Below are 24,668 nucleotides of genomic sequence, written 5' to 3'. Positions count from 1 at the left end.
GGCGCCACCGGCGCCCGCCCCCTTCGTGCACCGCCTATGCCGCGTCAAGTCGACCGCCCGCACGGGGAATGCCGTCGGCTCTGTCGCCGGCTCAGCAGCAGCCGGTCGCGAGAGGCAGCGAACGCCGGTTGCGCGCCTCCTTGTTGCGGGCGGCAAGCAACTCGTCGGCCGGGTAGCCGACTTCCTCCAGGGTGAGCCCGTGCGGCCGTACGACGTGGACCGCCGAGTCGCGCACACCGGCGGCCAGGACCTTCGCGGGCCACTCGGCGGGCCGGTGACCGTCGCCGACGAACAGCAGCGCGCCGACCAGCGAGCGCACCATGTTGTGGCAGAAGGCGTCGGCCTTCACGGTCGCCGTGATGACGCCGGACGGGTCGCGTTCCCACGACAGTTGCTGGAGCGTGCGGATGGTCGTCGCGCCGTCGCGCTTCTTGCAGTACGCCGCGAAGTCGTGCTCCCCGACCAGCCCGGCCGAAGCCTCGTTCATCGCGTCCACGTCCAACGGCCAGTCGTGCCAGAGCACATGACCGCGCAGCAGCGGGTCCACGCCACCCGGGTTGTCCGTCACCCGGTACGCGTAACGCCGCCAGATCGCCGAGAAGCGCGCGTTGAACCCCTCGGGCGCCTCCGCCACGCTCCAGATCCGCACATCGCGCGAGAGCCGGCCCGCCAGCCGCTTGAGCAGCTTCTCCCGGTGCTCCGCCCACAGCTCCACGGGCAGATCCACGTGCGCCACCTGACCGCGCGCGTGCACCCCGGCGTCGGTGCGTCCGGCGACGGTCAGCTCGTACGTCGTCCGCGAGCGCGTGACCGTGCGCAGGGCGTCCTCGATCTCGCCCTGCACGGTCCGCCGGCCGCCGGCCTGCTTCGCCCAGCCGGAGAAGTCCTTGCCGTCGTACGAAAGATCCAGCCGCACCCGTACGAAGCCGGGCTCCACCTCGTCGCTCACGCGATCCATCCTCTCAACTCACGCGGAACGGGCCCGCCCCCAGTGGGGAACGGGCCCGCTCGACGAACCTGAAATCAGGCTCAGGCGTCCTTCGACTCCTCGGCCGGAGCCTCGTCGGCCTTGGCCTCGGCGGCCTCGTCCTTCTTGAGGGCGTCTTCCTTGACCGCGCGCTTCGTGGCGGCCTCGGCCTCGGCGACGGTCGCCTTCTTCGCGATCTCGCCCTCGACGAGCTCGATCACGGCCATCGGGGCGTTGTCGCCACGACGGTTGCCGATCTTGGTGATACGGGTGTAGCCACCCGGACGCTCGGCGTAACGCGGAGCGATCTCGGTGAAGAGCGTGTGCACGATGCCCTTGTCCGTGATCGTCTGCAGCACCAGACGACGGTTGTGGATGTCGCCCTTCTTCGCCTTGGTGATCAGGCGCTCGGCGACCGGACGCAGGCGGCGGGCCTTGGCCTCGGTCGTGGTGATGCGGCCGTGCTCGAACAGCGACTTCGCCAGGTTCGCGAGAAGAAGCTTCTCGTGAGCGGCGCTGCCACCGAAACGGGCTCCCTTGGTGGGACGCGGCATGGGGTTTCTCCTTGTGATCTGCACCGGCCGTATCAGGTACCGGTGTCAGTTCCCTCCTGGCGGTCGCCGGAGGGTGTGCGGGGAGCCGGGGCTCCCCGCAAGCCTTCTCAGTACTGCTCCGTCTCGACGAAGCCCGCGTCCGCGTCGTCGTCGGCGCCGAAGGCGTCGGCGGCGGCGGTCGGGTCGAATCCGGGCGGGCTGTCCTTGAGCGCCAGGCCCATGCCGGCCAGCTTCGCCTTGACCTCGTCGATCGACTTCGCACCGAAGTTGCGGATGTCGAGCAGGTCGGCCTCGGAGCGCGCCACGAGCTCACCCACGGAGTGGATGCCCTCACGCTTGAGGCAGTTGTACGAACGAACGGTGAGCTCGAGCTCCTCGATCGGCAGCGCCAGGTCGGCGGCGAGGGCGGCGTCCGTGGGGGACGGGCCCATGTCGATGCCCTCGGCGTCGATGTTGAGCTCGCGGGCCAGACCGAACAGCTCGACCAGGGTCTTACCGGCGGACGCCATGGCGTCACGCGGGCGCATGGCCTGCTTGGTCTCGACGTCGACGATCAGCTTGTCGAAGTCGGTGCGCTGCTCGACTCGGGTCGCCTCGACCTTGTAGGTGACCTTGAGGACCGGCGAGTAGATGGAGTCGACCGGGATACGGCCGATCTCCTGGCCCACCTGCTTGTTCTGCACGGCGGAGACGTAGCCGCGACCGCGCTCGACGGTCAGCTCCATCTCCAGCTTGCCCTTGCCGTTCAGCGTGGCGAGCACCAGGTCGGGGTTGTGCACCTCGACACCGGCCGGCGGGGCGATGTCAGCAGCGGTGACCAGGCCGGGACCCTGCTTGCGCAGGTACATCACGACCGGCTCGTCGTGCTCCGAGGAGACGACCAGCTGCTTGATGTTCAGGATGAGGTCGGTGACGTCCTCCTTGACGCCCGGCACGGTGGTGAACTCGTGCAGGACACCGTCGATGCGGATGGACGTGACGGCCGCACCCGGGATCGAGGAGAGGAGCGTACGGCGGAGCGAGTTGCCGAGGGTGTAGCCGAAGCCCGGCTCGAGGGGCTCGATCACGAACCGCGAGCGGTACTCGTCGACGACCTCTTCGGTCAGCGAGGGACGCTGAGCGATAAGCATGGTGTGTTTCCTTCAGTCATGGATGCCCGCTATTTGACACCCGACAGGTACTGCGTACTGCAAGGGTACGGGCGGTACGCCCCACAGGGGACCTACCGCCCGAAAGCCCTACGTCGACCCGGATGCGTCACGCACCCAGGGTCAGACACGCCTCCGCTTGGGAGGGCGGCAGCCGTTGTGCGGCGTGGGGGTGACGTCCTGGATCGAGCCGACCTCGAGGCCGGTGGCCTGGAGGGAGCGGATCGCGGTCTCACGGCCGGAGCCGGGACCCTTGACGAAGACGTCGACCTTGCGCATGCCGTGCTCCTGCGCGCGGCGGGCGGCCGACTCAGCGGCCATCTGCGCGGCGAAGGGGGTGGACTTGCGCGAGCCCTTGAAGCCGACGTGGCCGGCGGAGGCCCAGGAGATCACGTTGCCGCTCGGGTCCGTGATGGACACGATCGTGTTGTTGAACGTGCTCTTGATGTGCGCGTGGCCGTGAGCGACGTTCTTCTTTTCCTTGCGGCGCACCTTCTTGGCAGCGCCCTGACGACCCTTGGGGGGCATCTATTACTCCTACGGGGAGGTGGTCGGTCCTACAGCGAAGACCGCTTGGTAAAGCGTCCGCTGAGGACTACTTCTTGCCCGGCTTCTTCTTACCGGCGATGGCGCGACGCGGGCCCTTGCGGGTACGGGCGTTCGTGCTGGTCCGCTGTCCGTGCACGGGCAGGCCACGACGGTGACGGATGCCCTGGTAGCACTGGATCTCGATCTTGCGGCGAATGTCGCCCTGGATCTCGCGGCGGAGGTCGCCCTCGGTCTGGAGGTTGGCGTCCACGTACTCGCGGATCTTGACCAGGTCCTCTTCGGCCAGGTCACGAACGCGGGTGTTCGGGTTCACACCGGTCGAGGCGAGGATCTCCTTGGACCGGGTACGCCCGATACCGAAGACGTAGGTGAGTGCGATCTCCACACGCTTTTCGCGCGGGATGTCAACACCGGAAACGCGTGCCATTCAATGGCTCCTGTGTGTTCGGGGGTCTGCCACAGAACCGCTCCCCGTTCGCCGTATGAGGTACGAGCGAGGTCCCCGGCCCCCGCCGGAGGTGCCGCCGACCCTTTCGGGCTGGGCGGGTTCTGCGTATGTACGTATTGCTTGCGTCGCGCGAAGAACTGCGGGTGCAGGTCGGTCGGCGTGCGTCAGCCCTGGCGCTGCTTGTGGCGCAGGTTGTCGCAGATGACCATGACCCGGCCGTGACGGCGGATCACCTTGCACTTGTCGCAGATCTTCTTGACGCTCGGCTTGACCTTCATGGGATGTGAGGTTCTCCGGGTCAGTGCCGACACCCCGCTAGGGGGGTGCGACAAGATCTACTTGTACCGGTAGACGATCCGGCCACGCGTCAGGTCGTACGGAGAGAGCTCCACGACGACCCGGTCGTCCGGGAGGATACGGATGTAGTGCATCCGCATCTTGCCGGAGATGTGCGCGAGGACCTTGTGACCGTTCTGGAGCTCCACCTTGAACATGGCGTTCGGGAGGGACTCGATCACGGTGCCCTCGATTTCGATGGCACCTTGCTTCTTGGCCACGCTTCGCCTTTCGAATCGGCTACCTTGATCGACTCTCGCACCGCGTGCGGACACACGGGTACACGAGAGCCGACGCATCAGTCTACGTCAGGCCATTCGAAAAGACGAATCCGGCAAGTGTGCCCAACGTGAGAGATCCTTAAGCGGCGCGCGCCCGAAGACGCGCCGCGGCCGCCATGCGTCATGCAAGGGGTCTCCCCAGGCCCTCAAGGCCGAGAGGAAGGGTCCGGCGCCGCCGTGATGCCCAGCTCGGCCAGCTTCGCCTTGCCGCCGTCGTGAGCGGTCAGCACAAGCGGACCCTCCTCCGTCAGCGCGACCGAGTGCTCCCAGTGCGAGGACCAGGTGCCGTCGGTGGTGATGACCGTCCAGTCGTCGGAGAGGACCTCCGTGTGCGGCGTACCGAGCGACACCATCGGCTCGATGGCCAGACAGAAACCGGGGACCAGCTTCGGGCCCTTGCCGCGCTTGCGCGAGACGTAGTTCAGCAGGTGGGGGTCCATGTGCATCTCGGTGCCGATGCCGTGGCCGCCGTAGTCCTCGATGATCCCGTACTTACCGGTCGCGGGACGCGGCTGGCGGCGGATGTAGGTCTCGATGGCGCGGGAGACGTCGACGAGCCGGTTGCCGTTCTTCATCGCGGCGATGCCGGCCCACATCGACTCCTCGGTCACCCGGGACAGCTCGAGGAGTTCCGGAGCGTGACCACTGCCCACGAAGGCCGTGTAGGCGGCGTCCCCGTGCCAGCCGTCGACGATCGCGCCGCAGTCGATGGAGATGATGTCGCCGTCCTTGAGGACGGTCGCCTCGTCCGGGATGCCGTGGACGACGACCTCGTTGACCGAGGTGCAGATCGTCGCGGGGAAGCCCCCGTAGCCGAGGAAGTTCGACTTCGCGCCGTGGTCCGCGATCACCTTGCGGGCGACCTCGTCGAGGTCCTTGGTCGTGGCGCCGGGCACCGCGGCCTCGCGGGTCGCGTCGTGGATGGCGGCGACGACCAGTCCCGCCTCGCGCATCTTCGCGATCTGCTCGGGGGTCTTGATCTGCACCATTGCGGCGGACGCCTTTCTGGACAAGTGGTTCCGGGCTTATCAACGATACGGCCGCGGCGTCCGAAGGACACCGCGGCCGTAACTCTCAAGAAACTGCCTCGCGGGTGCTCAGGCCTGCGCGGCCTTGTCCACCTGGAGGGCCTCCATCGCCCGGGCGGTCACATCGGTGACCTTGCCGAGCGCGGAGATGGTGACCACCAGGCCCTGCGACCTGTAGTAGTCGATGATCGGCTCGGTCTGCGTGTGGTAGACCTCGAGCCGCTTGCGGACCGTCTCCTCCGAGTCGTCGTCGCGCTGGTACAGCTCGCCGCCGCACTCGTCGCAGACGCCCTCGGTCTTGGCCGGGGAGTACGTCACGTGGAAGACGTGCGCGCTGTTGTTGCGGCACACACGACGTCCGGCGATCCGCTTGACGACCTCGTCCTCGGGAACCTCCAGGTCGAGCACGGCGTCCAGCTGGACACCCTCGCCCTTGAGCATCTCGTCCAGCGCCCCGGCCTGGCCCACGTTGCGCGGGAAGCCGTCGAGCAGGAAGCCGCCCGCGGCGTCCGGCTGGGACATGCGGTCCTTGGCCATCCCGATCGTCACCTCGTCGGGGACCAGGTTGCCGGCGTCCATGTACGCCTTGGCCTGCTTCCCCAGCTCGGTGCCCTGGGAGATGTTGGCGCGGAACAGGTCGCCCGTGGAGATGTGCGGGATCGACAGGTTCTTGGCGAGAAACGCTGCCTGCGTTCCTTTCCCAGCACCGGGCGGTCCGACGAGGACGATTCGCATCAGCGGAGGAACCCTTCGTAATTGCGCTGCTGGAGCTGGCTCTCGATCTGCTTCACGGTCTCCAGACCCACACCCACGATGATGAGGATGCTCGTCCCGCCGAACGGGAAGTTCTGGTTCGCGCCGCCGAAGCCTGCCAACGCCATCGTCGGGACAAGAGCAATCAGACCCAGGTACAGCGAGCCCGGCCAAGTGATCCTGTTGAGCACGTAGCTCAGATACTCGGCAGTAGGTCGACCGGCCCGGATACCCGGGATGAAGCCACCATACTTCTTCATGTTGTCCGCGACTTCCTCGGGGTTGAACGAGATCGCCACATAGAAGAAGGCGAAGAACACGATCAGAAGGAAGTACGTGACGATGTAGTAGGGGTGGTCGCCCTTGACGAAGTGGGCTTCGATCCAGGTTTTCCAGCCCGACTGCGAGTTCGAGAACTGCGCGACGAGCGCCGGGATGTAGAGCAGCGACGAGGCGAAGATGACGGGAATCACACCCGCCTGGTTCACCTTGAGCGGGATGTATGTGGACGTACCGCCGTACGACCTGCGCCCGATCATCCGCTTCGCGTACTGCACCGGGATGCGCCGCTGGGCCTGCTCGACGAAGACGACCAGCCCCACCATCACGAAGCCGATCAGGATGACCGTGCCGAACTCGATCCAGCCCTGGGCGAGCTTGCCGCTCTCCTTGATCGCCCACAGGGCGCCCGGGAAGCCGGCGGCGATCGAGATGAACATCAGGATCGACATGCCGTTGCCGATGCCGCGGTCGGTGATGAGCTCGCCGAGCCACATGACGGCGGCGGTACCGGCGGTCATGGTGACGACCATCACGATGGTGGTGAAGATCGAGCGGTCCGGCACGATCTCGTTGCCGACCGGGCAGCTGGCGAAGAGCGCGCCGCTCCGGGCGGTGGCGACGAGACCGGTGCCCTGCAGCACCGCGAGCGCCACCGTCAGGTAACGCGTGTACTGCGTGATCTTCGCCGTGCCGGACTGCCCCTCCTTCTTGAGGGCCTCCAGCCGCGGGATGACCACGGTCAGCAGCTGCAGGATGATGCTCGCCGTGATGTACGGCATGATGCCGAGCGCGAAGATGGTGATCTGCAGCAGCGCTCCGCCGCTGAACATGTTCACCAGCCCGAACAGGCTGTTGTTGCCCTTCGTGGCCGCGTCGACACAGATCTGGACATTCTGATAACTGACACCGGGTACCGGGATGTGTGACCCGAGTCGGTACAGAACGATGATGGCCAGTGTGAAGAGCAGCTTCTTGCGCAGGTCGGGCGTCTTGAACGCCCGGGCGAACGCGGTGAGCACGGTGCCTCCTGCGACCCCCGCGCTACTGCGTCAGAGGTGACGGTCTTGAGGATCGACGAATACGTATCAGGCAAAATCCGCACGGGGCGCCAGTAGGCACACCGGGCTGAAGTTAACAACGCACGACACCTTACCGGCGACCGTGCCCCCCAAGGAACGACCAACCGGGGATGCCCCTTATGAGAGGCATCCCCGGTCGGATGTTCAAGCCATCGAGTCGTCTCAGACGAGCTCGGTGACGGTGCCGCCGGCGGCGGCAATCTTCTCCTTGGCGGAGCCGGAGACGGCGTCGACCGTCACCTGCAGCGCCACGGAGATCTCGCCCTGGCCCAGGACCTTGACGAGGCTGTTCTTGCGCACGGCGCCCTTGTCGACCAGGTCGGCAACGGTGACCTCGCCACCCTCGGGGTAGAGGGCCGCGAGCTTGTCCAGGTTCACGACCTGGTACTCGGTGCGGAACGGGTTCTTGAAGCCCTTGAGCTTCGGGAGACGCATGTGGAGGGGCATCTGCCCACCCTCGAAGCGCTCCGGAACCTGGTAACGGGCCTTGGTGCCCTTGGTACCACGACCGGCCGTCTTACCCTTCGACGCCTCACCGCGACCCACACGGGTCTTTGCGGTCTTGGCGCCCGGGGCGGGACGGAGGTTGTGGACCTTCAGCGGGTTCTGCTCCGCCATGTCAGTCGACCTCCTCGACCGTCACGAGGTGGCGGACGGTGTGCACCATTCCGCGGAACTCGGGGCGGTCCTCCTTGACGACCACGTCGTTCAGGCGCTTGAGCCCGAGCGAACGCAGGGTGTCACGGTGGTTCTGCTTGCTGCCGATGTACGACTTCGTCTGCGTGATCTTGAGGCGGGCCATTACGCACCCGCTCCCGCACGCGCACGGAGCAGAGCCGCGGGGGCGACGTCCTCGAGGGGCAGACCACGGCGAGCCGCGATCTCCTCGGGACGCTGCAGGCCCTTGAGGGCCGCCACGGTCGCGTGCACGATGTTGATCGCGTTGTCCGAGCCGAGCGACTTCGACAGGATGTCGTGCACGCCCGCGCACTCGAGCACGGCGCGCACCGGGCCACCGGCGATAACACCGGTACCGGGGGAAGCCGGCTTGAGCAGGACGACGCCGGCAGCCTTCTCACCCTGGATCGGGTGAGGGATGGTGCCCTGGATACGGGGGACCTTGAAGAAGTGCTTCTTGGCCTCCTCAACACCCTTGGCGATGGCGGCCGGCACCTCCTTGGCCTTGCCGTAACCGACGCCTACGGTGCCGTCACCGTCACCCACCACGACGAGCGCGGTGAAGCTGAAGCGACGACCACCCTTGACAACCTTGGCGACGCGGTTGATCGCGACAACGCGCTCAACGTACGCGGTCTTCTCGGCGGCAGCTGCGCCACCGTCGCGACCCTTCCGGTCCCGCCGCTCGCCGCCACCGGCACCGCTTCCGCGGCGCTGGGGTCCAGCCATTGGATTTACCTCTCTCTGTTACGTCCGTTAGTCCCGGAACCGGGGCTCAGAACTTCAGCCCGGCTTCGCGGGCGGCGTCAGCCAGAGCGGCAATGCGCCCGGCGTACCTGTTGCCACCACGGTCGAACACGACGGCCTCGACGCCGGCGGCCTTGGCGCGCTCGGCGACCAGGGAACCGACCTGCTTGGCCTGGGCGCTCTTGTCGCCCTCGCCACCGCGGATCGAGGTGTCCAGGGTCGACGCCGACGCGAGCGTGTGGCCCGCGATGTCGTCGATGACCTGGGCCACGATGTGGCGGTTGGAACGCGTCACGACCAGGCGCGGACGCTCCGGCGTACCGGAGACGTTCTTGCGGACGCGGATGTGGCGGCGCTTGATGGCGGCGCGCTTGTACGCGTCGCCCTTGGCAATCTTCACACCGTATGCCATGGCTTACTTACCCGCCTTTCCGACCTTGCGGCGGATGACCTCGCCCGCGTACTTCACGCCCTTGGCCTTGTACGGGTCGGGCTTGCGCAGCTTGCGGATGTTCGCGGCGACCTCGCCGACCTTCTGCTTGTCGATGCCCTCGACCGAGAACTTGGTCGGCGACTCGACCTTGAAGGAGATGCCTTCCGGCGCCTCCACCAGGATCGGGTGGCTGTAACCGAGCTGGAACTCCAGGTTGGAGCCCTTCGCGGCGACGCGGTAACCGACACCGCTGATCTCGAGCGCCTTGGTGTATCCCTGGGTCACACCGGTGATCATGTTCGCCACCAGCGTGCGGGACAGGCCGTGCAGGGCCTTGTTCTGACGCTCGTCGTTGGGACGGGTGACGTTGAGCACGCCCTCCTCGCCCTTAACAATCTCGATCGGCGCAGCGACGGTGTGCGTGAGGGAGCCCTTCGGACCCTTCACCGCGACCGTGCGGCCATCGATGGTGACGTCCACACCGGCGGGAACCTGGATGGGGAGCTTGCCGATTCGCGACATGAGCTATTCCTCCGTTCCCGACTACCAGACGTAGGCGAGGACTTCCCCACCCACGCCCTTCTTCTGCGCCTGCTGGCCGGTCAGGAGACCGTGGGACGTGGAGATGATCGCCACGCCCAGGCCGCCGAGAACCTTCGGCAGGTTGGTGGACTTCGCGTAAACACGCAGACCCGGCTTGGAGATGCGCTTGATGCCGGCGATCGAACGCTCACGGTTCGGGCCGAACTTCAGCTCGAGGACGAGGTTCTTGCCGACCTCGGCGTCCTCGACCTTCCAGCCGGTGATGAAACCCTCCTGCTGGAGGATCTCGGCGATGTGCGACTTGATCTTGCTGTGCGGCATCACGACAGAGTCGTGGTACGCCGAGTTCGCGTTACGCAGACGCGTCAGCATGTCTGCGATCGGATCAGTCATGGTCATGAATTGGCCTTCGGCCTCTCTCGCCGGGGTTTCCTGTATGCGCCATCCCTCTCCCCACACAGGGGCGGGACGGGTGCGGCGCGGGGACCTACGGCGTAGTAAGTCGTACGGGCGGCAGACGCCCAACCCTCCTAGCCTAAGCCATGGAGAGAAGGGCCCCTGCCAACCCTCTGCTTACCGAGAGACTCCGGTTGTCCCGATTAAGGGGACTACCAGGAGCTCTTGGTCACGCCCGGCAGCTCGCCACGGTGAGCCATCTCACGAAGGCACACGCGGCACAGGCCGAACTTGCGGTACACGGAGTGCGGGCGGCCGCAGCGCTGGCAGCGGGTGTACGCACGCACACCGAACTTGGGCTTACGAGCAGCCTTGGCAATAAGAGCCTTCTTCGCCATCTCGCTTACGCCTCCTTGAACGGGAAGCCGAGGTGACGCAGAAGGGCACGGCCCTCGTCGTCGTTGGTCGCCGTGGTCACCACGGTGATGTCCATACCCCGGACGCGGTCGATCTTGTCCTGGTCGATCTCGTGGAACATGACCTGCTCCGTGAGACCGAAGGTGTAGTTGCCACGGCCGTCGAACTGCTTGGGGGACAGACCACGGAAGTCGCGGATGCGCGGAAGCGCGAGCGACAGGGTGCGGTCCAGGAACTCCCACATGCGGTCGCCACGAAGCGTGACGTGGGCACCGATCGGCTGACCCTCACGCAGCTTGAACTGCGCGATGGACTTACGGGCCTTGGTGACGGCCGGCTTCTGGCCGGTGATCGTGGTGAGGTCGCGAATCGCGCCGTCGATCAGCTTGGAGTCGCGGGCGGCGTCGCCCACACCCATGTTGACCACGATCTTGACGAGGCCCGGGACCTGCATGACGTTCTCGTAGGAGAACTCCTCACGCAGCTTGCCCGCGATCTCCTCGCGGTACTTCGTCTTGAGACGCGGAGTGGTGGTGGTAGCCATCAGATGTCCTCACCCGTCCGCTTGGCAACGCGGATCTTGTTGCCCTCGTCGTCGAAGCGGAAACCGACGCGGGTCACGACCTTCTTGCCGTCCTTCTCCACGACGAGCTGAACATTGCTCACGTGAATGGGGGCCTCGGTCGTGACGATGCCACCGGTCTGCGAACCACGAGCGGTCTGGCCGGCCTTGGTGTGCTTCTTGACCCGGTTGACACCCTCGACCAGGACGCGGTCCTCGCGGGGGAAGGCCTGAATGACCTTGCCCTGCTTGCCCTTGTCCTTACCGGTGATGACCTGAACCAGGTCGCCCTTCTTGATCTTCATGCTTACAGCACCTCCGGCGCGAGCGAGATGATCTTCATGAACTTCTTCTCGCGCAGCTCACGGCCCACCGGGCCGAAGATACGGGTGCCGCGAGGGTCGCCGTCGTTCTTCAGAATGACGGCGGCGTTCTCGTCGAAGCGGATGTACGAGCCGTCCTGACGACGACGCTCCTTGACGGTGCGAACGATGACCGCCTTGACGACGTCACCCTTCTTCACGTTGCCACCGGGGATCGCGTCCTTGACGGTGGCGACGATGACGTCACCGATGCCCGCGTAGCGGCGACCGGAGCCACCGAGAACACGGATGCAAAGGATCTCCTTGGCACCAGTGTTGTCGGCGACGCGCAGTCGCGACTCCTGCTGGATCACGTCTATCTCCTGATTGTCTGCCGGTTCCCGGCGGGGGCTCCCCTCTTACGAGGAAAGACCCCCACCGAGCCTGGCGGAACGAACTCGAAGGGTTACCCCTTCAAGCAATTACTTGGCCTTCTCGAGGATCTCGACGATGCGCCAGCGCTTGGTCGCCGACAGCGGACGCGTCTCCATGATGAGGACGCGGTCGCCGACGCCGGCAGCGTTCTGCTCGTCGTGCGCCTTGAGCTTGTTGGTACGGCGGATGACCTTGCCGTACAGCGCGTGCTTCACGCGGTCCTCGACGGCGACGACGACGGTCTTGTCCATCTTGTCGCTGACGACGAGACCCTCGCGGGTCTTGCGGAAACCGCGGGCGGTCTTGTCTTCAGTCACGTTGCTCTCGCTCATCAGGCGCTCTCCACCGTCTCGATGCCCAGCTCGCGCTCACGCATCAGGGTGTAGATCCGGGCGATGTCCTTGCGGACGGCCTTCAGCCGGCCGTGGTTCTCGAGCTGGCCCGTCGCCGCCTGGAAGCGGAGGTTGAACAGCTCTTCCTTGGCCTCGCGGAGCTTGGCAACAAGCTCCTCGTTGCCCAGCTCGCGCAGCTCGGACGCCTTGGTACCGGCCGACATCACGCTTCACCTGCCTCGCGCTTGACGATCCGGCACTTCATCGGCAGCTTGTGGGCCGCGCGAGTCAGAGCCTCACGTGCAATCTTCTCGTTCGGGTAGGACAGCTCGAACATGACCCGGCCCGGGTGCACGTTCGCGACCCACCACTCGGGGGAACCCTTACCGGAACCCATGCGGGTCTCGGCGGGCTTCTTGGTCAGCGGGCGGTCCGGGTAGATGTTGATCCAGACCTTGCCGCCACGCTTGATGTGGCGGGTCATCGCGATACGAGCCGCCTCGATCTGGCGGTTGGTCACGTACGCCGGAGTCATGGCCTGGATGCCGTACTCGCCGAACGCAACCGTCGTACCACCCTTGGCCATACCGCGGCGCTTCGGGTGGTGCTGCTTGCGGTGCTTGACCCTACGGGGGATCAGCATTTCGGTCAGGCCTCCGTTCCGGTGCTCTCAGCAGCCGGAGCGGCGGCGGGAGCGTCGGCCTTGGGGGCCTCGGCAGCCGGAGCCTGCTGCGGCTTGCGACCGCGACCGCCACGCTCGCCACCGCGGCCACCACGGGCCGGGCGGTCAGCGCCACCACGGGCCGGGCGGTTGCCGGCGCGGGCAGCAGCGTTCTCGGCGCGGACCTCGGCGATGTTCTTGACGTCGCCCTTGTAGATCCAGACCTTCACGCCGATGCGGCCGAAGGTCGTCTTGGCCTCGAAGAAGCCGTACTCGACGTTCGCGCGCAGCGTGTGCAGCGGCACACGACCCTCGCGGTAGAACTCCGAGCGGGACATCTCGGCGCCGCCGAGACGGCCGCCACACTGGATCTTGATGCCCTTGGCGCCGGCCTTCATCGCCGACTGCATGCTCTTACGCATGGCGCGGCGGAAGGAGACGCGGGAGGACAGCTGCTCGGCAACGGCCTGGGCCACGAGCTGAGCGTCGACCTCGGGGTTCTTGACCTCGAGGATGTTCAGCTGGACCTGCTTGCCCGTGAGCTTCTCGAGGTCGCCGCGGATGCGGTCGGCCTCGGCGCCACGGCGGCCGATGACGATGCCGGGACGCGCGGTGTGGATGTCCACCCGCACGCGGTCACGGGTGCGCTCGATCTCGACCTTCGAGATGCCCGCGCGCTCCATGCCGGACGTCATCATCCGACGGATGGCGACGTCTTCCTTGACGTAGTCCTTGTACAGCTTGTCGGCGTACCAGCGGGACTTGAAGTCCGTGGTGATACCGAGCCGGAACCCGTGCGGGTTTACCTTCTGGCCCATTACCGGGTTCCTTCCTTGCTGCTGACGACCACGGTGATGTGGCTGGTCCGCTTACGGATCCGGTAGGCACGGCCCTGAGCACGCGGACGGAACCGCTTCAGGGTCGGACCCTCGTCCACGTACGCCTCGCTGATGACCAGCGAAGAGGCGTCGGTGTGGTCGTAGTTGTGCGCGGCGTTGGCAATGGCGCTGTCCAGCACCTTGCCGACCGGCACGCTCGCGGCCTGCGGGGCGAAACGCAGGACCGCCTGAGCCTCCGTGGCATCCATGCCACGGATGAGGTCCACCACTCGGCGGGCCTTCATGGGCGTGACGCGGATGTACCGCGCCTGGGCCCTGGCTTCCATGGTTGTCCCTTCGGTGTAAGTCATTAGTCGTTCCACCCCGCGGTTAGCGGCGCTTCGACTTCCGGTCGTCCTTGACGTGGCCGCGGAAGGTGCGAGTCGGCGAGAACTCGCCGAGCTTGTGGCCGACCATGGACTCGGTGACGAACACCGGGACGTGGGTCTTGCCGTTGTGCACCGCGATCGTGTGGCCGAGCATGGCCGGGATGATCATCGAGCGACGGGACCAGGTCTTGATGACGTTCTTGGTGCCGGCTTCGTTCTGGGCGTCCACCTTCTTGATCAGGTGGTCGTCGACGAAGGGCCCCTTCTTGAGACTGCGCGGCATCTAAACCCGCTCCTAGCGCTTCTTGTTCGTCTTGCGGCGGCGGACGATGTACTTGTTCGAAGCCTTCTTCGGCGAACGAGTACGACCCTCCTTCTGACCCCACGGGGAGACCGGGTGGCGACCACCGGAGGTCTTGCCCTCACCACCACCGTGCGGGTGGTCAACCGGGTTCATCGCGACACCGCGGACGGTCGGGCGGACGCCCTTCCAGCGCAGGCGGCCGGCCTTGCCCCAGTTGATGTTCGACTGCTCGGCGTTGCCGACCTCGCCGACCGTGGCGCGGCAGCGGATGTCGACCAGGCGAATCTCACCGGACGGCATACGCAGGTGGGCCATCTGGCCCTCCTTCGCCAGCAGCTGCACGGAGGCACCCGCGGAGCGGGCGAACTTCGCGCCGCCGCCGGGCCGCAGCTCGATGGCGTGGATGGTCGTACCGACCGGGATGTTGCGCAGCGCCAGGTTGTTACCGGGCTTGATGTCGGCGCCGGGGCCGTTCTCGACCCGGTCGCCCTGGCTCAGGCCACGGGGGGCGATGATGTAGCGCTTCTCGCCGTCTGCGTAGTGCAGGAGCGCAATGCGCGCGGTGCGGTTGGGGTCGTACTCGATGTGAGCGACCTTCGCCGGCACGCCGTCCTTGTCGTGACGACGGAAGTCGATCACGCGGTAGGCGCGCTTGTGGCCACCGCCCTGGTGACGGACGGTCACACGACCGGTGTTGTTACGGCCGCCCTTGCTGTGCAGGGGGCGGACCAGCGACTTCTCCGGCGTGGACCGCGTGATCTCGACGAAGTCGGCGACGCTGGAGCCACGACGGCCCGGAGTCGTCGGCTTGTACTTGCGGATACCCATTGTCTCTCAGTCCTCGGAAACTATTCCGAAATCTGGACGATCTCGACCGCCGTCAGGCGGTCGGACCGCCGAAGATGTCGATACGGTCGCCCTCGGCAAGGGTCACGATGGCGCGCTTGGTGTTGGCGCGCTTGCCGAAACCGGTGCGGGTGCGCTTGCGCTTGCCCTGACGGTTGATCGTGTTGACCCCGGTGACCTTGACCGAGAAGACCGCCTCGACGGCCTGCTTGATCTGGGTCTTGTTGGAGCCAGGCGCGACGATGAACGTGTACTTGTTCTCGTCGAGCAGGGCGTAGCTCTTCTCGGACACAACCGGCTTGACGAGAACGTCGCGCGGGTCCGTGAAGGTCTTGCTGGTAACGGTCGCCTCGGACATCAGACGTCGCTCCCTTCGGTCTCAGCGGCCTTGGGGCCAGACACGAAGGACTCGAAGGCGGCCTTGGTGAAGACCACGTCGTCGGAGACGAGCACGTCGTACGTGTTCAGCTGGCCCGGCTCCAGGATGTGCACCTGGGGCAGGTTGCGGGCGGACAGCCACGCGGCCTCGTCGGCGCGGTCGACGACCAGGAGCAGGTTCTTGCGCTCACTGATCTTGCCGAACAGCGTCTTCGCTGCCTTGGTGGAGACCTCGCCCTCGACCACGCCGGAGACGACGTGGATACGGGAGTGACGGGCCCGGTCGGTGAGGGCACCGCGCAGGGCGGCGGCCTTCATCTTCTTCGGGGTCCGCTGCGAGTAGTCACGCGGCACGGGGCCGTGGACGACGCCACCGCCGGCGAACTGAGGCGCACGGGTCGAACCCTGACGGGCGCGGCCGGTGCCCTTCTGGCGGTAAGGCTTCTTGCCACCACCGCGGACCTCGCCACGCGTCTTGACCTTGTGCGTGCCCTGACGGGCAGCGGCCAGCTGCGCGACGACGACCTGGTGGATCAGCGGGATGCTGACCTTGGCGTCGAAGATCTCGGCCGGGAGCTCAACGGTCCCGGACTTGTCGCCCGCGGGCGACAGGATGTCAATGGTGCTCATAGTCCTCAGGCCCCCTTGGCCGCAGTGCGGACCAGGACCAGGCCGCCGTTCGGACCAGGAACTGCGCCCTTGATGAGGAGCAGGCCCTTCTCCGCGTCAACGGCGTGAACGGTCAGGTTCTGGGTGGTGACCCGCTCGTTGCCCATGCGGCCCGCCATGCGGAGGCCCTTGAACACACGGCCCGGGGTGGCGCAGCCACCGATGGAGCCGGGAGAGCGGTGCTTGCGCTGGGTGCCGTGACCGGCGCCGAGGCCCTTGAAGTTGTGACGCTTCATGACACCGGCGAAGCCCTTGCCCTTGCTCTTGCCCGTGACGTCAACCTTGACGCCGGACTCGAACACCTCGGCAGTGATCTCCTGGCCCAGCGTGTACTCGCTGGCGTCAGGGGTGCGGAGCTCCACCAGGTGGCGGCGGGGGGTCACGTCGGCCTTGGCGAAGTGGCCCTTGAGGGGCTTGTTCACCTTGCGAGGGTCGATCTCGCCGAAGGCGATCTGGACCGACTCGTAGCCGTCGATGTCATTCGTACGGACCTGGGTAACGACACAGGGCCCGGCCTTGACGACGGTCACCGGGACGACACGGTTGTTCTCGTCCCAGACCTGGGTCATGCCGAGCTTCTCGCCCAGGACGCCCTTGATCTGCTTTGCCATCTCTTCCGCGCCTCTCAGAGCTTGATCTCGATGTCAACGCCGGCCGGAAGGTCCAGGCGCATCAACGAGTCAACGGTCTTGGGCGTCGGGTCGAGGATGTCGATCAGGCGCTTGTGCGTGCGCATCTCGAAGTGCTCGCGCGAGTCCTTGTACTTGTGCGGCGACTTGATGACGCAGTACACGTTCTTCTCAGTGGGCAGCGGCACCGGGCCTGCGACCGACGCACCAGTGCGGGTCACCGTCTCGACGATCTTCTTCGCCGAGGAGTCGATGACCTCGTGGTCGTAGGCCTTGAGCCGGATGCGGATCTTCTGTCCCGCCATGGCTACTCAGTAGTCCTTTGTCTAGTGAAACGCTCTGGTACTCGGTGGGTCTTGCTCTCTTCTCCGACCCACGCGGTCGGGCGTGTCGCACTCCCTCTACGAAGATCTCCCGAAGGATTTCCCAACCAAGGGGGTGCGGCCTGCGGCCGCGTATCGGGGGAAGAGCTCCCGCCGAGCGCCTGGCCGGTACCCCGCTGACACTTCCCGGAAGATTCCCGTACGTCCGACCCGAGGGTCGACGAGTACTGTGGGACTCGCTTCCGGTCCTCCCGGCGGGAGGCGCGCAGCATCGGCACTCAACCGAGCAACCCGGACAGTCTGCCACACACTCCCGCGCCCTGGCCAATCGAGCCGAGAACACTACCCCGCGGGGGTTACGTGTCAAACAGCGGCGCGCAGAACCCCTGTCCGGGCGGCCGCCCGGCACCCGGGTTTCCATGTCGCCCGGCATCCCCCGGAAGAGGGCGGACGGGGCGCGGCCCGATGAGCGATATTCGGTCGAGTCGGGCTCCTCGCCGCTCCTACAGTGGCCGGACAGTCATTCGACACGGGGGCCGGTTCTGCCATGCGCACGCACTATCCACGCACGGCTCATCTGCCGTGGTCGCCCGGTGCGACCTCCGACGATGTGCGCGTCGCGGATCTCGACGGGCTGCGCGGGCGGGAGGTCGTCGTCACCGAGAAGCTCGACGGGGAGAACACCACCCTGTACCGCGACGGGCTGCACGCCCGGTCGCTGGACTCCGCCCACCATCCGTCCCGGGCGTGGGTGAAGGCGTTGCACGGGCGCGTCGCGCACGGCATCCCAGAGGACTGGCGCGTGTGCGGGGAGAACATGTTCGCCCGGCACTCGATCGCGTACGACGACCTCGAGAGCTACTTCTACGGGTTCTCCGTGTGGGACGAACTCGGCTGGTGCCTCGACTGGGACCGGACCGTCGCGTTCCTGCGCGACCTGGGCGTCCCCGTGCCGCGGGTGCTGTGGCGCGGGCTGTTCGACGAGCGGGCGCTGCGGGCCCTGAAGCCGGACCTCGGCCGGCAGGAAGGGTTCGTCGTCCGCACCGCCGACGGCTTCATGGCCGAGGAGTTCGGGCAGCGGGTCGCCAAGTGGGTGCGGGCCGGGCACGTGCGGACCGATACGCACTGGATGCACGCGGCCGTCGTACCGAACGGACTCGGCCCGGGCGCGGCACTGTGGGACGTACGGTCCGGGGCCGCGCCGGACCCCCGGGCGCCGGGCATGGGCGACGGTGACGCCGAGGCCGTGGCGCGCCTGGACACCGGCGGCCGCACGGGGGACGCCCGGCTCGCGGGCGTACTGGCGGCGCTGTTGCACCGGGAGCGGCGGGCCGCGCTCGCGCCCCGCCTGGCCCCCCTGCTCGGCCTGCCGCTCGCACGGCGCGTCGCCGACCTGGTCGGGCTGCAGGCCGGACTTCACCGGCCGTACCCGGACGAGCAGCGCCGCGCCGGGCTCGTCCGGATGTCGTACGCCGCCGACCTGGATGTACTGCACGCGGTGGCCGCGGCGACGGCCGGGGCGGCGGAGGCGCGGGAGCAGGTGGAATGGTCCGGACTGCACGCCGCGGACATCGCGCCCCTCGACGGGCTCACGGAGGAGTTCGCCGGTCTGGACGACGACGCGGCCGCCCGTTGCCGGGCCGAGGCCCGCGAGGCGTACGCCGAGGGCCGCATCGGCAGCGCGGCGGAGGCCACCGCCGCGACCTGGCGGTGGCGCTCGGGCGACTTCCCCCGGCTGATCCATCTGGTGGGCCCGTCCGGCAGCGGCAAGAGTTCCTTCGCACAGGGCCTCGACGGGGTGGACGCGTACGTGTCCCTCGACGAACTGCGCCGCGCCCGTGGTTCGCGCGCCGACCAGAAGGCCAACGGGGACGTGCTCCGCGAAGGACTCGACCTGCTGGACTCCGCCCTGGCGCGCGGCGGGACCGTGGTGTGGGACGCCACGTCCCTCAACCACCACCAGCGGTCACTGGTGCACGCGGTGGCCCGCCGTCGTGACGCGCTGACGACCCACGCCGTGCTGCTCGTCGACGAGGACGAGCTGGCGCGGCGCAATCTGGAAAGAGAGCACCCCGTGCCGCCGGAGGTGCTGACCTCGCAACTGCACCGGTTCGTCCCTCCGTACCCGGGCCAGGCTCACCGCACCTGGTACATCGGGGCGAGCGGGACCGTCGAGGAGGAGGCGTAGGCCGTGCGTACCAGCGAGGAGATCTACCACCGGGTCCGCTGGGACGCGCGCTTCGACCCGGCCCGCTTCGTGATCGGCGTGCGCCGGCGCGAGGCGGCGCCCAAGCGCATGCCTCTGTCCGCCTTCGTGCCCGGCGGGGACATCCCCTGGCACCGCGTGCTGTTCTTCGAGGCGGACGGCGAGCTGGTGTGGGACCGGGCCACGGGTGTGGACCGGATCGACGACACAGACGCCGGGCGGGTACGGGAGGCGCGCCGGCTGCGTGCGCCGTTCTTCGAAGCACGGACGCCGTACGCGTGGGACGGGGACGGCTGGGTGCCGGCGCACGCCCCCAAGGGCACCCCGGGGAGCCTGCGCGTCCTGACCTGGAACACCCTGTGGGACCGCTACGACTCCGACCGCATCGCCACCGCCGTACGCCGCCCCCTGCTGATCGACGCCCTCCGTGAGGCGGACGCCGACGTCGTCGCGCTCCAGGAGGTCGAACCAGAGCTGCTGGTCATGCTGCTGCGCACGCCGTGGGTACGGGACGCGTACACGGTGGCCACCGACCCCGGCGGCCGTGACGTCGACGAGTGCGGCCTGCTGCTGCTCAGCCGGCTGCCCGTGCGCGAGGCGGGCCACCACGCCCTCGGCCCGCACAAGGCGGTGACGGCGATCGTCGTGGAGACCCTCAGCGGTCCGGTGACCGTGGCCGCGACCCACCTCACCAGTGACCACTCCGAGGACGGCGCCACCCGGCGGAACGCGGAACTGGCCCGGATCGCCGAGGGATCGGCGGGCATCGACGGCGACCTCGTGCTCATGGGCGACTTCAACGACGGCACGGACACGCCGCAGACGACGCTGGGCATGCGCGACGCCTGGAGCGACGCGCACGGACCCGGTGACGCGACCCCCACCTTCGACCCGGCCGCCAATCCGCTCGCCGCCGTCTCGTCCCTGAGCGGGCGGGCGTCCCGGCTGGACCGTGTACTGCTCCGGTCGGGCACGCTCCGGGTCGACTCGGCCGTCCTGCGCGGGGACGTCCCCGGCCCTGAAGGGCCGCACATCTCCGACCACTACGGGGTGGAGGTCGCCCTGAGCCCCGCGCGGGAGGAGAGCCGCGTCCTCGACGTGCGGCCGACAGCACGTACGGCCGTGGCCTGGCTGCCGCCCGCCGGGCTGTGGGGACCGATCCAGGACGTCCGCCGCGAGCACGACCCTCAGATCCACCGCTGGCCCCCGCACGTCAACCTGCTCTTCGGGTTCGTGCCGGAGTCCGCCTTCGAGGAGGCCGCCCCGCTGCTCGCGGAGGCGGCCGCGGGCATCGCCCCCTTCGACGCCCGGCTGGAGGGCGTACACAGCTTCGGACACCGCGAGGACGCGACCGTGTGGCTCGACCCGGCGGCGGCCGGCGAGCAGCCGTGGCAGGAGCTGCGCCACGCCCTGGAGCTGCGGTTCCCCCGCTGCCGCGGCCGTCGGGAGGGTTTCACCCCGCACCTGAGCCTGGGCCGGACCCGCGATCCGCAGCCGCTGGTCGCCGAGTGCGCGTCCCGGCTCGGCGGCATGTCCGCCGAGGTCGGCGAGCTGGTGCTGCTCTCGCGCCGCGCCGGCGAGCCGATGCGGGTACGGGCGACGGTCGCGTTCGGAACGGGCGAGGTGCGGTGGGCACCGGACGCGCCGGGCGTACCGGAGACACCGGGTGGACCGGAGAACGAGCGCGTCGCCGACGACGTGCGGGTACGGGCGGAGCGGGCGCTCGCGGACGGACGCGTGCACCTCGTCGGTTCGCGGCGCACGGGATGCGCGCTTCCCGGGGCCGATCTGGACCTGGTCGCCGCTCTGCCGGGGACACCCGAACTGGCGGGCGTACGCGCCCGGTTGACGGCCGCGCTGCCCGAAGCGACGGACGTGCGGGAAGTGGTCGGCGCGCGTGTCCCCGGACTGCGGCTCAACGTCGGCGGCCTCGCCGTGGACCTGGCCGTCGTCGCCACCGGTGCGCTCGATCCGGCAGAAGCTGTCGGCCGCCGGGCCGAGCTGGGCGAGGACGCGGCGGTCGCACTCAGCGCTGTCAGCGACGCCGACGCGCTCCTCGACGAGATCGAGGCCGGGGTCGCGGGCCGACGTGAGGCGTTCACGCGTCTGGCCCGCCAGGTCAAGGCATGGGCGAAGGCCCGCGGGCTGGACTCCGCTCCGTTCGGCGGGCTGCCGGGCCTCGGCTGGTCCGTCCTCGCGGCGCGTACCGTCCGCGAGGCCGGCGACCTGCCGCCCGGCGAACTGCTCCGCCACTTCTTCGCGACCTGGGCGGCCTGGGACTGGCGCGAGCCGGTCGGCGGCCCGGCGCGCCCGGATCTGCCGGTCACGGTCATGACCCCGACCGCGCCGGTACGTCCCTGCTCCGACCAGGTCACCGCCGACATGCGCGACCTGATCACGCAGGAACTGTTCCGGGCCTGGGAGCTCCTGGACGGCGACTCCCCCGAACCGCTGCTCGCCCCGCCCCCGCTGCACCGCCGGCACGCGGCCTGGGCGGTCGTGACAGTGGCCCCCGGCGACGAGGGCCGCGTCCGCGGCCGGATGCGGGCGCTGCTGACGGCACTGCCGCAGTCCGGTGTCCACGCATGGCCGCGCCCCTTCACCGACTCCCCCGTGCGCTACGCCGTCGGCCTCGGCCCCACCCCGCCGGACCCGGCCGGGCTGGCGGACCTCACCGCCCCCTGGCTCAGGGGTCTGACGGGCACGAAGGTCGAGCACGCGGCGTGCGGCGACGTACCGACTCTCGTGTGACCTGCCGGCTCTCGCCATAGGGCCGGCAGTCCCGGGGACGGATGTCAGATCGAACACATGGCCAAAATCCGGGCAACCCCCGGCGGCCGTGCCCCGTCTGGTTGATCGCGGCTGTCGGCTCGACCGGCCCGGCCGCCACCTGGGATTTCACAGTACGCAGACGGGGGCACCGCCCGGCCGCTGCGGGGGAACCGGACGGAGCACGACAAGTGGACGACAGAGCTGTGTCGGGGTTGCGCACGACCCGGCCCCGGCGGCGCAGCGTCGTCGCCGCCATCGGCGCACTGGCCGCGGCCGGCTCGGCCACCGCCCTCACCTCGTGTTCGGTGCCCGCGCCACGGCGCACCGGGCCCGTCACCGACCCCGCGCCCGGTATCGCCATAAGCGACTCACGGCCCGCCCGGCTGATGCAGATACTGGCGCACCCCGACGACGACCTGTACTTCATGAACCCGGACACCCAGCGGATGCTGGACTCCGGCGTCCCCCTCGTCTGCGTGTACGTCACGGCCGGCGAGGCCGACGGCGTCAACAAGGCACCGGGGCGGCCGCGTCCCGCCGCGGACAAGAGCGCGTACTCGTCCGCGCGCCACCAGGGCCTGCGGCAGGCGTACGCGACCCTGCTCGGTCTGCCCCGGTTCACGGACTGGCAGAAGGGGGTCACCACGCTGCGCGGCGGCCGGCGGGCCGAGATCAACAGCCTGGCCGTCGGTCCCCGGCGCGTCGACCTGATCTACCTGAACCTCGCCATGCACACCACCCGCCATGCCCGGCTCGGTCTGCCGAACCTGTGGCGGGACCGGGTGCTGGAGCTGCCGACCGTCGTCGCCGACGACTCCCCCGTGCACAGGATCGCGAGTTACGACTACGACCGGCTCGTCGACGTCCTCGTCGGGCTGATGGACCGCTACCGGCCCACCGTCGTGCAGACGCTGGACCCCGATCCCGACATTCAGCACAGCGACGAGGCCACCCGTAAGAAGGACAGCGAACAGCGCGGTTACTCGGACCACGGGGACCACACCGCCGTGGCCTCCTTCAGCTGGGCGGCGATGGCCCGGTGGGTGGCCGAGTCGGCACGCGACGGCGGCGAGATACCGGCGTTCGTCGCCACCTCCTTCCGCGGCTACTACAACCGGCACTGGCCGAAGAACCTGCCGGACAGCGTGCTGCGGCGGAAGGCCGGCCATCTGGTGCCGTACGGCGGGCAGGCCGACTGGAACTGCGGCAACAGCGGCGGATGCGGCGACTACAACGTGGGCGGCGACCGTCCTCTGACCAACAAGAAGGGCTGGGTCCGTTCCACCCACTACCGCTACCCCGGGCCCCGCACGTCCCTGGCCGCCGAACCCGACGGACGGCTGGCCGCGTACGGGGTGCTGGGGCTGCGCGCGGTGCGCTGGCGGGAGACGGAGGCCGGGAGCGGCCGGTGGGGGCAGCCCGCCGACCTCGGCGGCGGCCCTCTCGCGCCGGCCTTGGGCGCGACGGCGCTCGGCGACGGACGGCAGCTCCTCTTCGCCCTTCGCTTCTCGGCGATCAGCGGTCACGGCGGGAACAACGCCCGGGAAATAGTGCTGCTGGAACAGCGCTCCGCGGGCGGACCCTTCCTCGCGTGGCGCGGCCTGGGCAACCCCGAGCGCCATGACGACCGGGGCCGGCGCATCGGGGTGCCGGTGGCCGTCAGCGCGCCCGACGGGCGGGTTCACCTGTTCGTGCGCAACGCGGACAAGGGCGTCAGCACACGGGTCCGTGAGGTGGACGGCCGGTGGAGCGGCTGGCGGGCCCTCGACGGCAGCGCCGGGATACAGGACGGCCTTGCGACCGTCGTCGACGCGGCCGGCCGCGTCCATCTCTTCGCCGCGGGCTTCGACACCGTCCACCACTGGACCCAGGACGCGCCCGGCCTGCCCCTCACCCACCGCACCTCCGGACATCTGCCGGCGGCCGTCGACACCCCCGCCGCACTCGCGAAGACCGACGGTTCCGTGCACCTGCTGTACCGGACGGAGCGGCCCTGGAAGCGAACGGACCCGAGGGACTCCCGCGGCAGCGCCTCGCCCGCCCTCACCCGCTTCAGCCCGGACGGCAGGCCGCTGCCCGCCGTCCGGTTCGAGGGTTACGGACCGCTCGCCACGGCCGGTGACCCCGAGCGGGCCGTCCTGGCCGGTCTGGATCTGCTGGGCCGGGTGCAGCTGCGGCACGAGGGCCGGCTGCTGACCCGTACCGCCGGGGCCGTGGCCCTCGACACACCCACGCTGGACGTCGCCCCCGACGGAGAGGTCCGGATCGTCGGCATGGGCCCGGACGCACACCCGTGGACCTGGTCGCCCGGTACGGCCACGGCGAACGGCTGACTCCCCGCCCCGGCGGGCGGGAGCTGAGCCTGCGCCCGCCGGACATGACGAAGGGCCCCGCACCGAGAGG

The 24,668-nt window shown here is 68.6% G+C and carries 34 protein-coding genes; 3 read left to right on the top strand and 31 right to left on the bottom strand.

The window, feature by feature from the left end:
• Window positions 1-91 precede the first annotated feature (91 nt).
• From truA to rpsJ, 31 genes are all read right to left on the bottom strand, one after another.
• Window positions 92-949: a tRNA pseudouridine(38-40) synthase TruA gene (truA, locus tag ACWGH4_RS09710; protein ID WP_453457901.1), complete on the bottom strand. Its 858-nt coding sequence runs from the start codon at window positions 947-949 to the stop codon at window positions 92-94.
• 80 nt (window positions 950-1,029) lie between these two features.
• A complete protein-coding gene (gene rplQ, locus ACWGH4_RS09705) occupies window positions 1,030-1,521 on the bottom strand; it encodes a 50S ribosomal protein L17 (RefSeq protein ID WP_441265755.1) in 492 nt (163 codons plus the stop codon).
• A 107-nt stretch (window positions 1,522-1,628) separates the two neighbouring features.
• The gene (locus tag ACWGH4_RS09700) at window positions 1,629-2,651 is read right to left on the bottom strand and encodes a DNA-directed RNA polymerase subunit alpha (RefSeq protein WP_003956430.1); all 1,023 of its coding nucleotides are present in this window, start codon (window positions 2,649-2,651) and stop codon (window positions 1,629-1,631) included.
• A gap of 141 nt (window positions 2,652-2,792) precedes the next feature.
• Window positions 2,793-3,197: a 30S ribosomal protein S11 gene (rpsK, locus tag ACWGH4_RS09695; protein ID WP_003956432.1), complete on the bottom strand. Its 405-nt coding sequence runs from the start codon at window positions 3,195-3,197 to the stop codon at window positions 2,793-2,795.
• Between the two features lie 67 nt (window positions 3,198-3,264).
• The gene (rpsM, locus tag ACWGH4_RS09690; protein ID WP_005313488.1) at window positions 3,265-3,645 is read right to left on the bottom strand and encodes a 30S ribosomal protein S13; all 381 of its coding nucleotides are present in this window, start codon (window positions 3,643-3,645) and stop codon (window positions 3,265-3,267) included.
• A 185-nt stretch (window positions 3,646-3,830) separates the two neighbouring features.
• On the bottom strand, window positions 3,831-3,944 hold the full coding sequence (rpmJ, locus tag ACWGH4_RS09685) for a 50S ribosomal protein L36 (protein ID WP_003956441.1): 114 nt from the start codon (window positions 3,942-3,944) through the stop codon (window positions 3,831-3,833).
• A gap of 57 nt (window positions 3,945-4,001) precedes the next feature.
• Window positions 4,002-4,223: a translation initiation factor IF-1 gene (infA, locus tag ACWGH4_RS09680; RefSeq protein WP_003956442.1), complete on the bottom strand. Its 222-nt coding sequence runs from the start codon at window positions 4,221-4,223 to the stop codon at window positions 4,002-4,004.
• Between the two features lie 206 nt (window positions 4,224-4,429).
• Entirely contained in the window at window positions 4,430-5,272 is an 843-nt protein-coding gene (gene map, locus ACWGH4_RS09675; RefSeq protein ID WP_453457897.1) for a type I methionyl aminopeptidase, read from the bottom strand.
• A 108-nt stretch (window positions 5,273-5,380) separates the two neighbouring features.
• Window positions 5,381-6,046 (bottom strand): adenylate kinase, encoded by a 666-nt coding sequence (locus tag ACWGH4_RS09670; RefSeq protein WP_441265753.1) that lies wholly within the window; start codon window positions 6,044-6,046, stop codon window positions 5,381-5,383.
• Window positions 6,046-7,365, bottom strand: coding sequence for a preprotein translocase subunit SecY (gene secY / locus ACWGH4_RS09665; protein ID WP_005313519.1), 1,320 nt, complete (start codon window positions 7,363-7,365; stop codon window positions 6,046-6,048). Before secY ends, ACWGH4_RS09670 begins: the two co-directional genes overlap by 1 nt.
• Window positions 7,366-7,587: 222 nt before the next feature.
• Window positions 7,588-8,043: a 50S ribosomal protein L15 gene (gene rplO, locus ACWGH4_RS09660; RefSeq protein ID WP_005313522.1), complete on the bottom strand. Its 456-nt coding sequence runs from the start codon at window positions 8,041-8,043 to the stop codon at window positions 7,588-7,590.
• A gap of 1 nt (window position 8,044) precedes the next feature.
• A complete protein-coding gene (rpmD, locus tag ACWGH4_RS09655) occupies window positions 8,045-8,227 on the bottom strand; it encodes a 50S ribosomal protein L30 (protein ID WP_005313525.1) in 183 nt (60 codons plus the stop codon).
• Window positions 8,227-8,832 (bottom strand): 30S ribosomal protein S5, encoded by a 606-nt coding sequence (gene rpsE, locus ACWGH4_RS09650; RefSeq protein WP_005313527.1) that lies wholly within the window; start codon window positions 8,830-8,832, stop codon window positions 8,227-8,229. Before rpsE ends, rpmD begins: the two co-directional genes overlap by 1 nt.
• Before the next feature lie 46 nt (window positions 8,833-8,878).
• Window positions 8,879-9,262, bottom strand: a complete 384-nt coding sequence (rplR, locus tag ACWGH4_RS09645; RefSeq protein ID WP_005313533.1) for a 50S ribosomal protein L18 — start codon at window positions 9,260-9,262, stop codon at window positions 8,879-8,881.
• Between the two features lie 3 nt (window positions 9,263-9,265).
• On the bottom strand, window positions 9,266-9,805 hold the full coding sequence (gene rplF, locus ACWGH4_RS09640; protein ID WP_005313535.1) for a 50S ribosomal protein L6: 540 nt from the start codon (window positions 9,803-9,805) through the stop codon (window positions 9,266-9,268).
• A 21-nt stretch (window positions 9,806-9,826) separates the two neighbouring features.
• Window positions 9,827-10,225 carry a 30S ribosomal protein S8 gene (rpsH, locus tag ACWGH4_RS09635; RefSeq protein WP_005313538.1) on the bottom strand — a complete coding sequence of 133 codons (399 nt, stop codon included), beginning with the start codon at window positions 10,223-10,225 and terminating at the stop codon, window positions 9,827-9,829.
• Window positions 10,226-10,434: 209 nt separating this feature from the next.
• Complete coding sequence (locus ACWGH4_RS09630) at window positions 10,435-10,620, bottom strand: type Z 30S ribosomal protein S14 (RefSeq protein WP_003956452.1); 186 nt, start codon at window positions 10,618-10,620, stop codon at window positions 10,435-10,437.
• Between the two features lie 5 nt (window positions 10,621-10,625).
• Window positions 10,626-11,183, bottom strand: coding sequence for a 50S ribosomal protein L5 (rplE, locus tag ACWGH4_RS09625; protein WP_018847497.1), 558 nt, complete (start codon window positions 11,181-11,183; stop codon window positions 10,626-10,628).
• Window positions 11,183-11,506: a 50S ribosomal protein L24 gene (gene rplX / locus ACWGH4_RS09620; RefSeq protein WP_159688581.1), complete on the bottom strand. Its 324-nt coding sequence runs from the start codon at window positions 11,504-11,506 to the stop codon at window positions 11,183-11,185. Before rplX ends, rplE begins: the two co-directional genes overlap by 1 nt.
• Before the next feature lie 2 nt (window positions 11,507-11,508).
• Complete coding sequence (rplN, locus tag ACWGH4_RS09615; protein WP_003956455.1) at window positions 11,509-11,877, bottom strand: 50S ribosomal protein L14; 369 nt, start codon at window positions 11,875-11,877, stop codon at window positions 11,509-11,511.
• A 108-nt stretch (window positions 11,878-11,985) separates the two neighbouring features.
• The gene (gene rpsQ, locus ACWGH4_RS09610) at window positions 11,986-12,270 is read right to left on the bottom strand and encodes a 30S ribosomal protein S17 (RefSeq protein ID WP_005313575.1); all 285 of its coding nucleotides are present in this window, start codon (window positions 12,268-12,270) and stop codon (window positions 11,986-11,988) included.
• On the bottom strand, window positions 12,270-12,494 hold the full coding sequence (gene rpmC, locus ACWGH4_RS09605) for a 50S ribosomal protein L29 (RefSeq protein WP_017949657.1): 225 nt from the start codon (window positions 12,492-12,494) through the stop codon (window positions 12,270-12,272). Before rpmC ends, rpsQ begins: the two co-directional genes overlap by 1 nt.
• On the bottom strand, window positions 12,494-12,913 hold the full coding sequence (rplP, locus tag ACWGH4_RS09600) for a 50S ribosomal protein L16 (protein WP_005313579.1): 420 nt from the start codon (window positions 12,911-12,913) through the stop codon (window positions 12,494-12,496). The genes rpmC and rplP overlap by 1 nt, the downstream gene beginning before the upstream one ends.
• A gap of 5 nt (window positions 12,914-12,918) precedes the next feature.
• Window positions 12,919-13,749, bottom strand: coding sequence for a 30S ribosomal protein S3 (rpsC, locus tag ACWGH4_RS09595; RefSeq protein WP_005313583.1), 831 nt, complete (start codon window positions 13,747-13,749; stop codon window positions 12,919-12,921).
• Window positions 13,749-14,096: a 50S ribosomal protein L22 gene (rplV, locus tag ACWGH4_RS09590; RefSeq protein ID WP_004571827.1), complete on the bottom strand. Its 348-nt coding sequence runs from the start codon at window positions 14,094-14,096 to the stop codon at window positions 13,749-13,751. The genes rpsC and rplV overlap by 1 nt, the downstream gene beginning before the upstream one ends.
• 43 nt (window positions 14,097-14,139) lie before the next feature.
• Window positions 14,140-14,421 carry a 30S ribosomal protein S19 gene (rpsS, locus tag ACWGH4_RS09585; protein WP_166628878.1) on the bottom strand — a complete coding sequence of 94 codons (282 nt, stop codon included), beginning with the start codon at window positions 14,419-14,421 and terminating at the stop codon, window positions 14,140-14,142.
• A 12-nt stretch (window positions 14,422-14,433) separates the two neighbouring features.
• Complete coding sequence (gene rplB / locus ACWGH4_RS09580) at window positions 14,434-15,270, bottom strand: 50S ribosomal protein L2 (RefSeq protein ID WP_005313586.1); 837 nt, start codon at window positions 15,268-15,270, stop codon at window positions 14,434-14,436.
• A 52-nt stretch (window positions 15,271-15,322) separates the two neighbouring features.
• Window positions 15,323-15,646 (bottom strand): 50S ribosomal protein L23, encoded by a 324-nt coding sequence (gene rplW, locus ACWGH4_RS09575; RefSeq protein ID WP_005313587.1) that lies wholly within the window; start codon window positions 15,644-15,646, stop codon window positions 15,323-15,325.
• A complete protein-coding gene (gene rplD / locus ACWGH4_RS09570; RefSeq protein WP_037773993.1) occupies window positions 15,646-16,296 on the bottom strand; it encodes a 50S ribosomal protein L4 in 651 nt (216 codons plus the stop codon). Before rplD ends, rplW begins: the two co-directional genes overlap by 1 nt.
• A gap of 5 nt (window positions 16,297-16,301) precedes the next feature.
• Window positions 16,302-16,946, bottom strand: a complete 645-nt coding sequence (gene rplC / locus ACWGH4_RS09565) for a 50S ribosomal protein L3 (RefSeq protein ID WP_005313592.1) — start codon at window positions 16,944-16,946, stop codon at window positions 16,302-16,304.
• A gap of 14 nt (window positions 16,947-16,960) precedes the next feature.
• Entirely contained in the window at window positions 16,961-17,269 is a 309-nt protein-coding gene (gene rpsJ, locus ACWGH4_RS09560; RefSeq protein ID WP_003948644.1) for a 30S ribosomal protein S10, read from the bottom strand.
• Window positions 17,270-17,834: 565 nt separating this feature from the next.
• Here rpsJ and ACWGH4_RS09555 point away from each other — a divergent pair.
• From ACWGH4_RS09555 to ACWGH4_RS09545, 3 genes are all read left to right on the top strand, one after another.
• Entirely contained in the window at window positions 17,835-19,475 is a 1,641-nt protein-coding gene (locus tag ACWGH4_RS09555; RefSeq protein WP_453457887.1) for an RNA ligase family protein, read from the top strand.
• 3 nt (window positions 19,476-19,478) lie between these two features.
• Window positions 19,479-22,244 carry a poly(A) polymerase gene (locus ACWGH4_RS09550; protein ID WP_453457885.1) on the top strand — a complete coding sequence of 922 codons (2,766 nt, stop codon included), beginning with the start codon at window positions 19,479-19,481 and terminating at the stop codon, window positions 22,242-22,244.
• 209 nt (window positions 22,245-22,453) lie between these two features.
• Window positions 22,454-24,598 carry a PIG-L family deacetylase gene (locus tag ACWGH4_RS09545; RefSeq protein ID WP_453457883.1) on the top strand — a complete coding sequence of 715 codons (2,145 nt, stop codon included), beginning with the start codon at window positions 22,454-22,456 and terminating at the stop codon, window positions 24,596-24,598.
• Window positions 24,599-24,668 lie beyond the last annotated feature (70 nt).

It is taken from the genome of Streptomyces sp. NPDC054847 (genome assembly GCF_053610925.1).
Note: the sequence above shows the minus strand (reverse complement) of the source record. Positions and strands in the feature narration are given on the sequence as shown.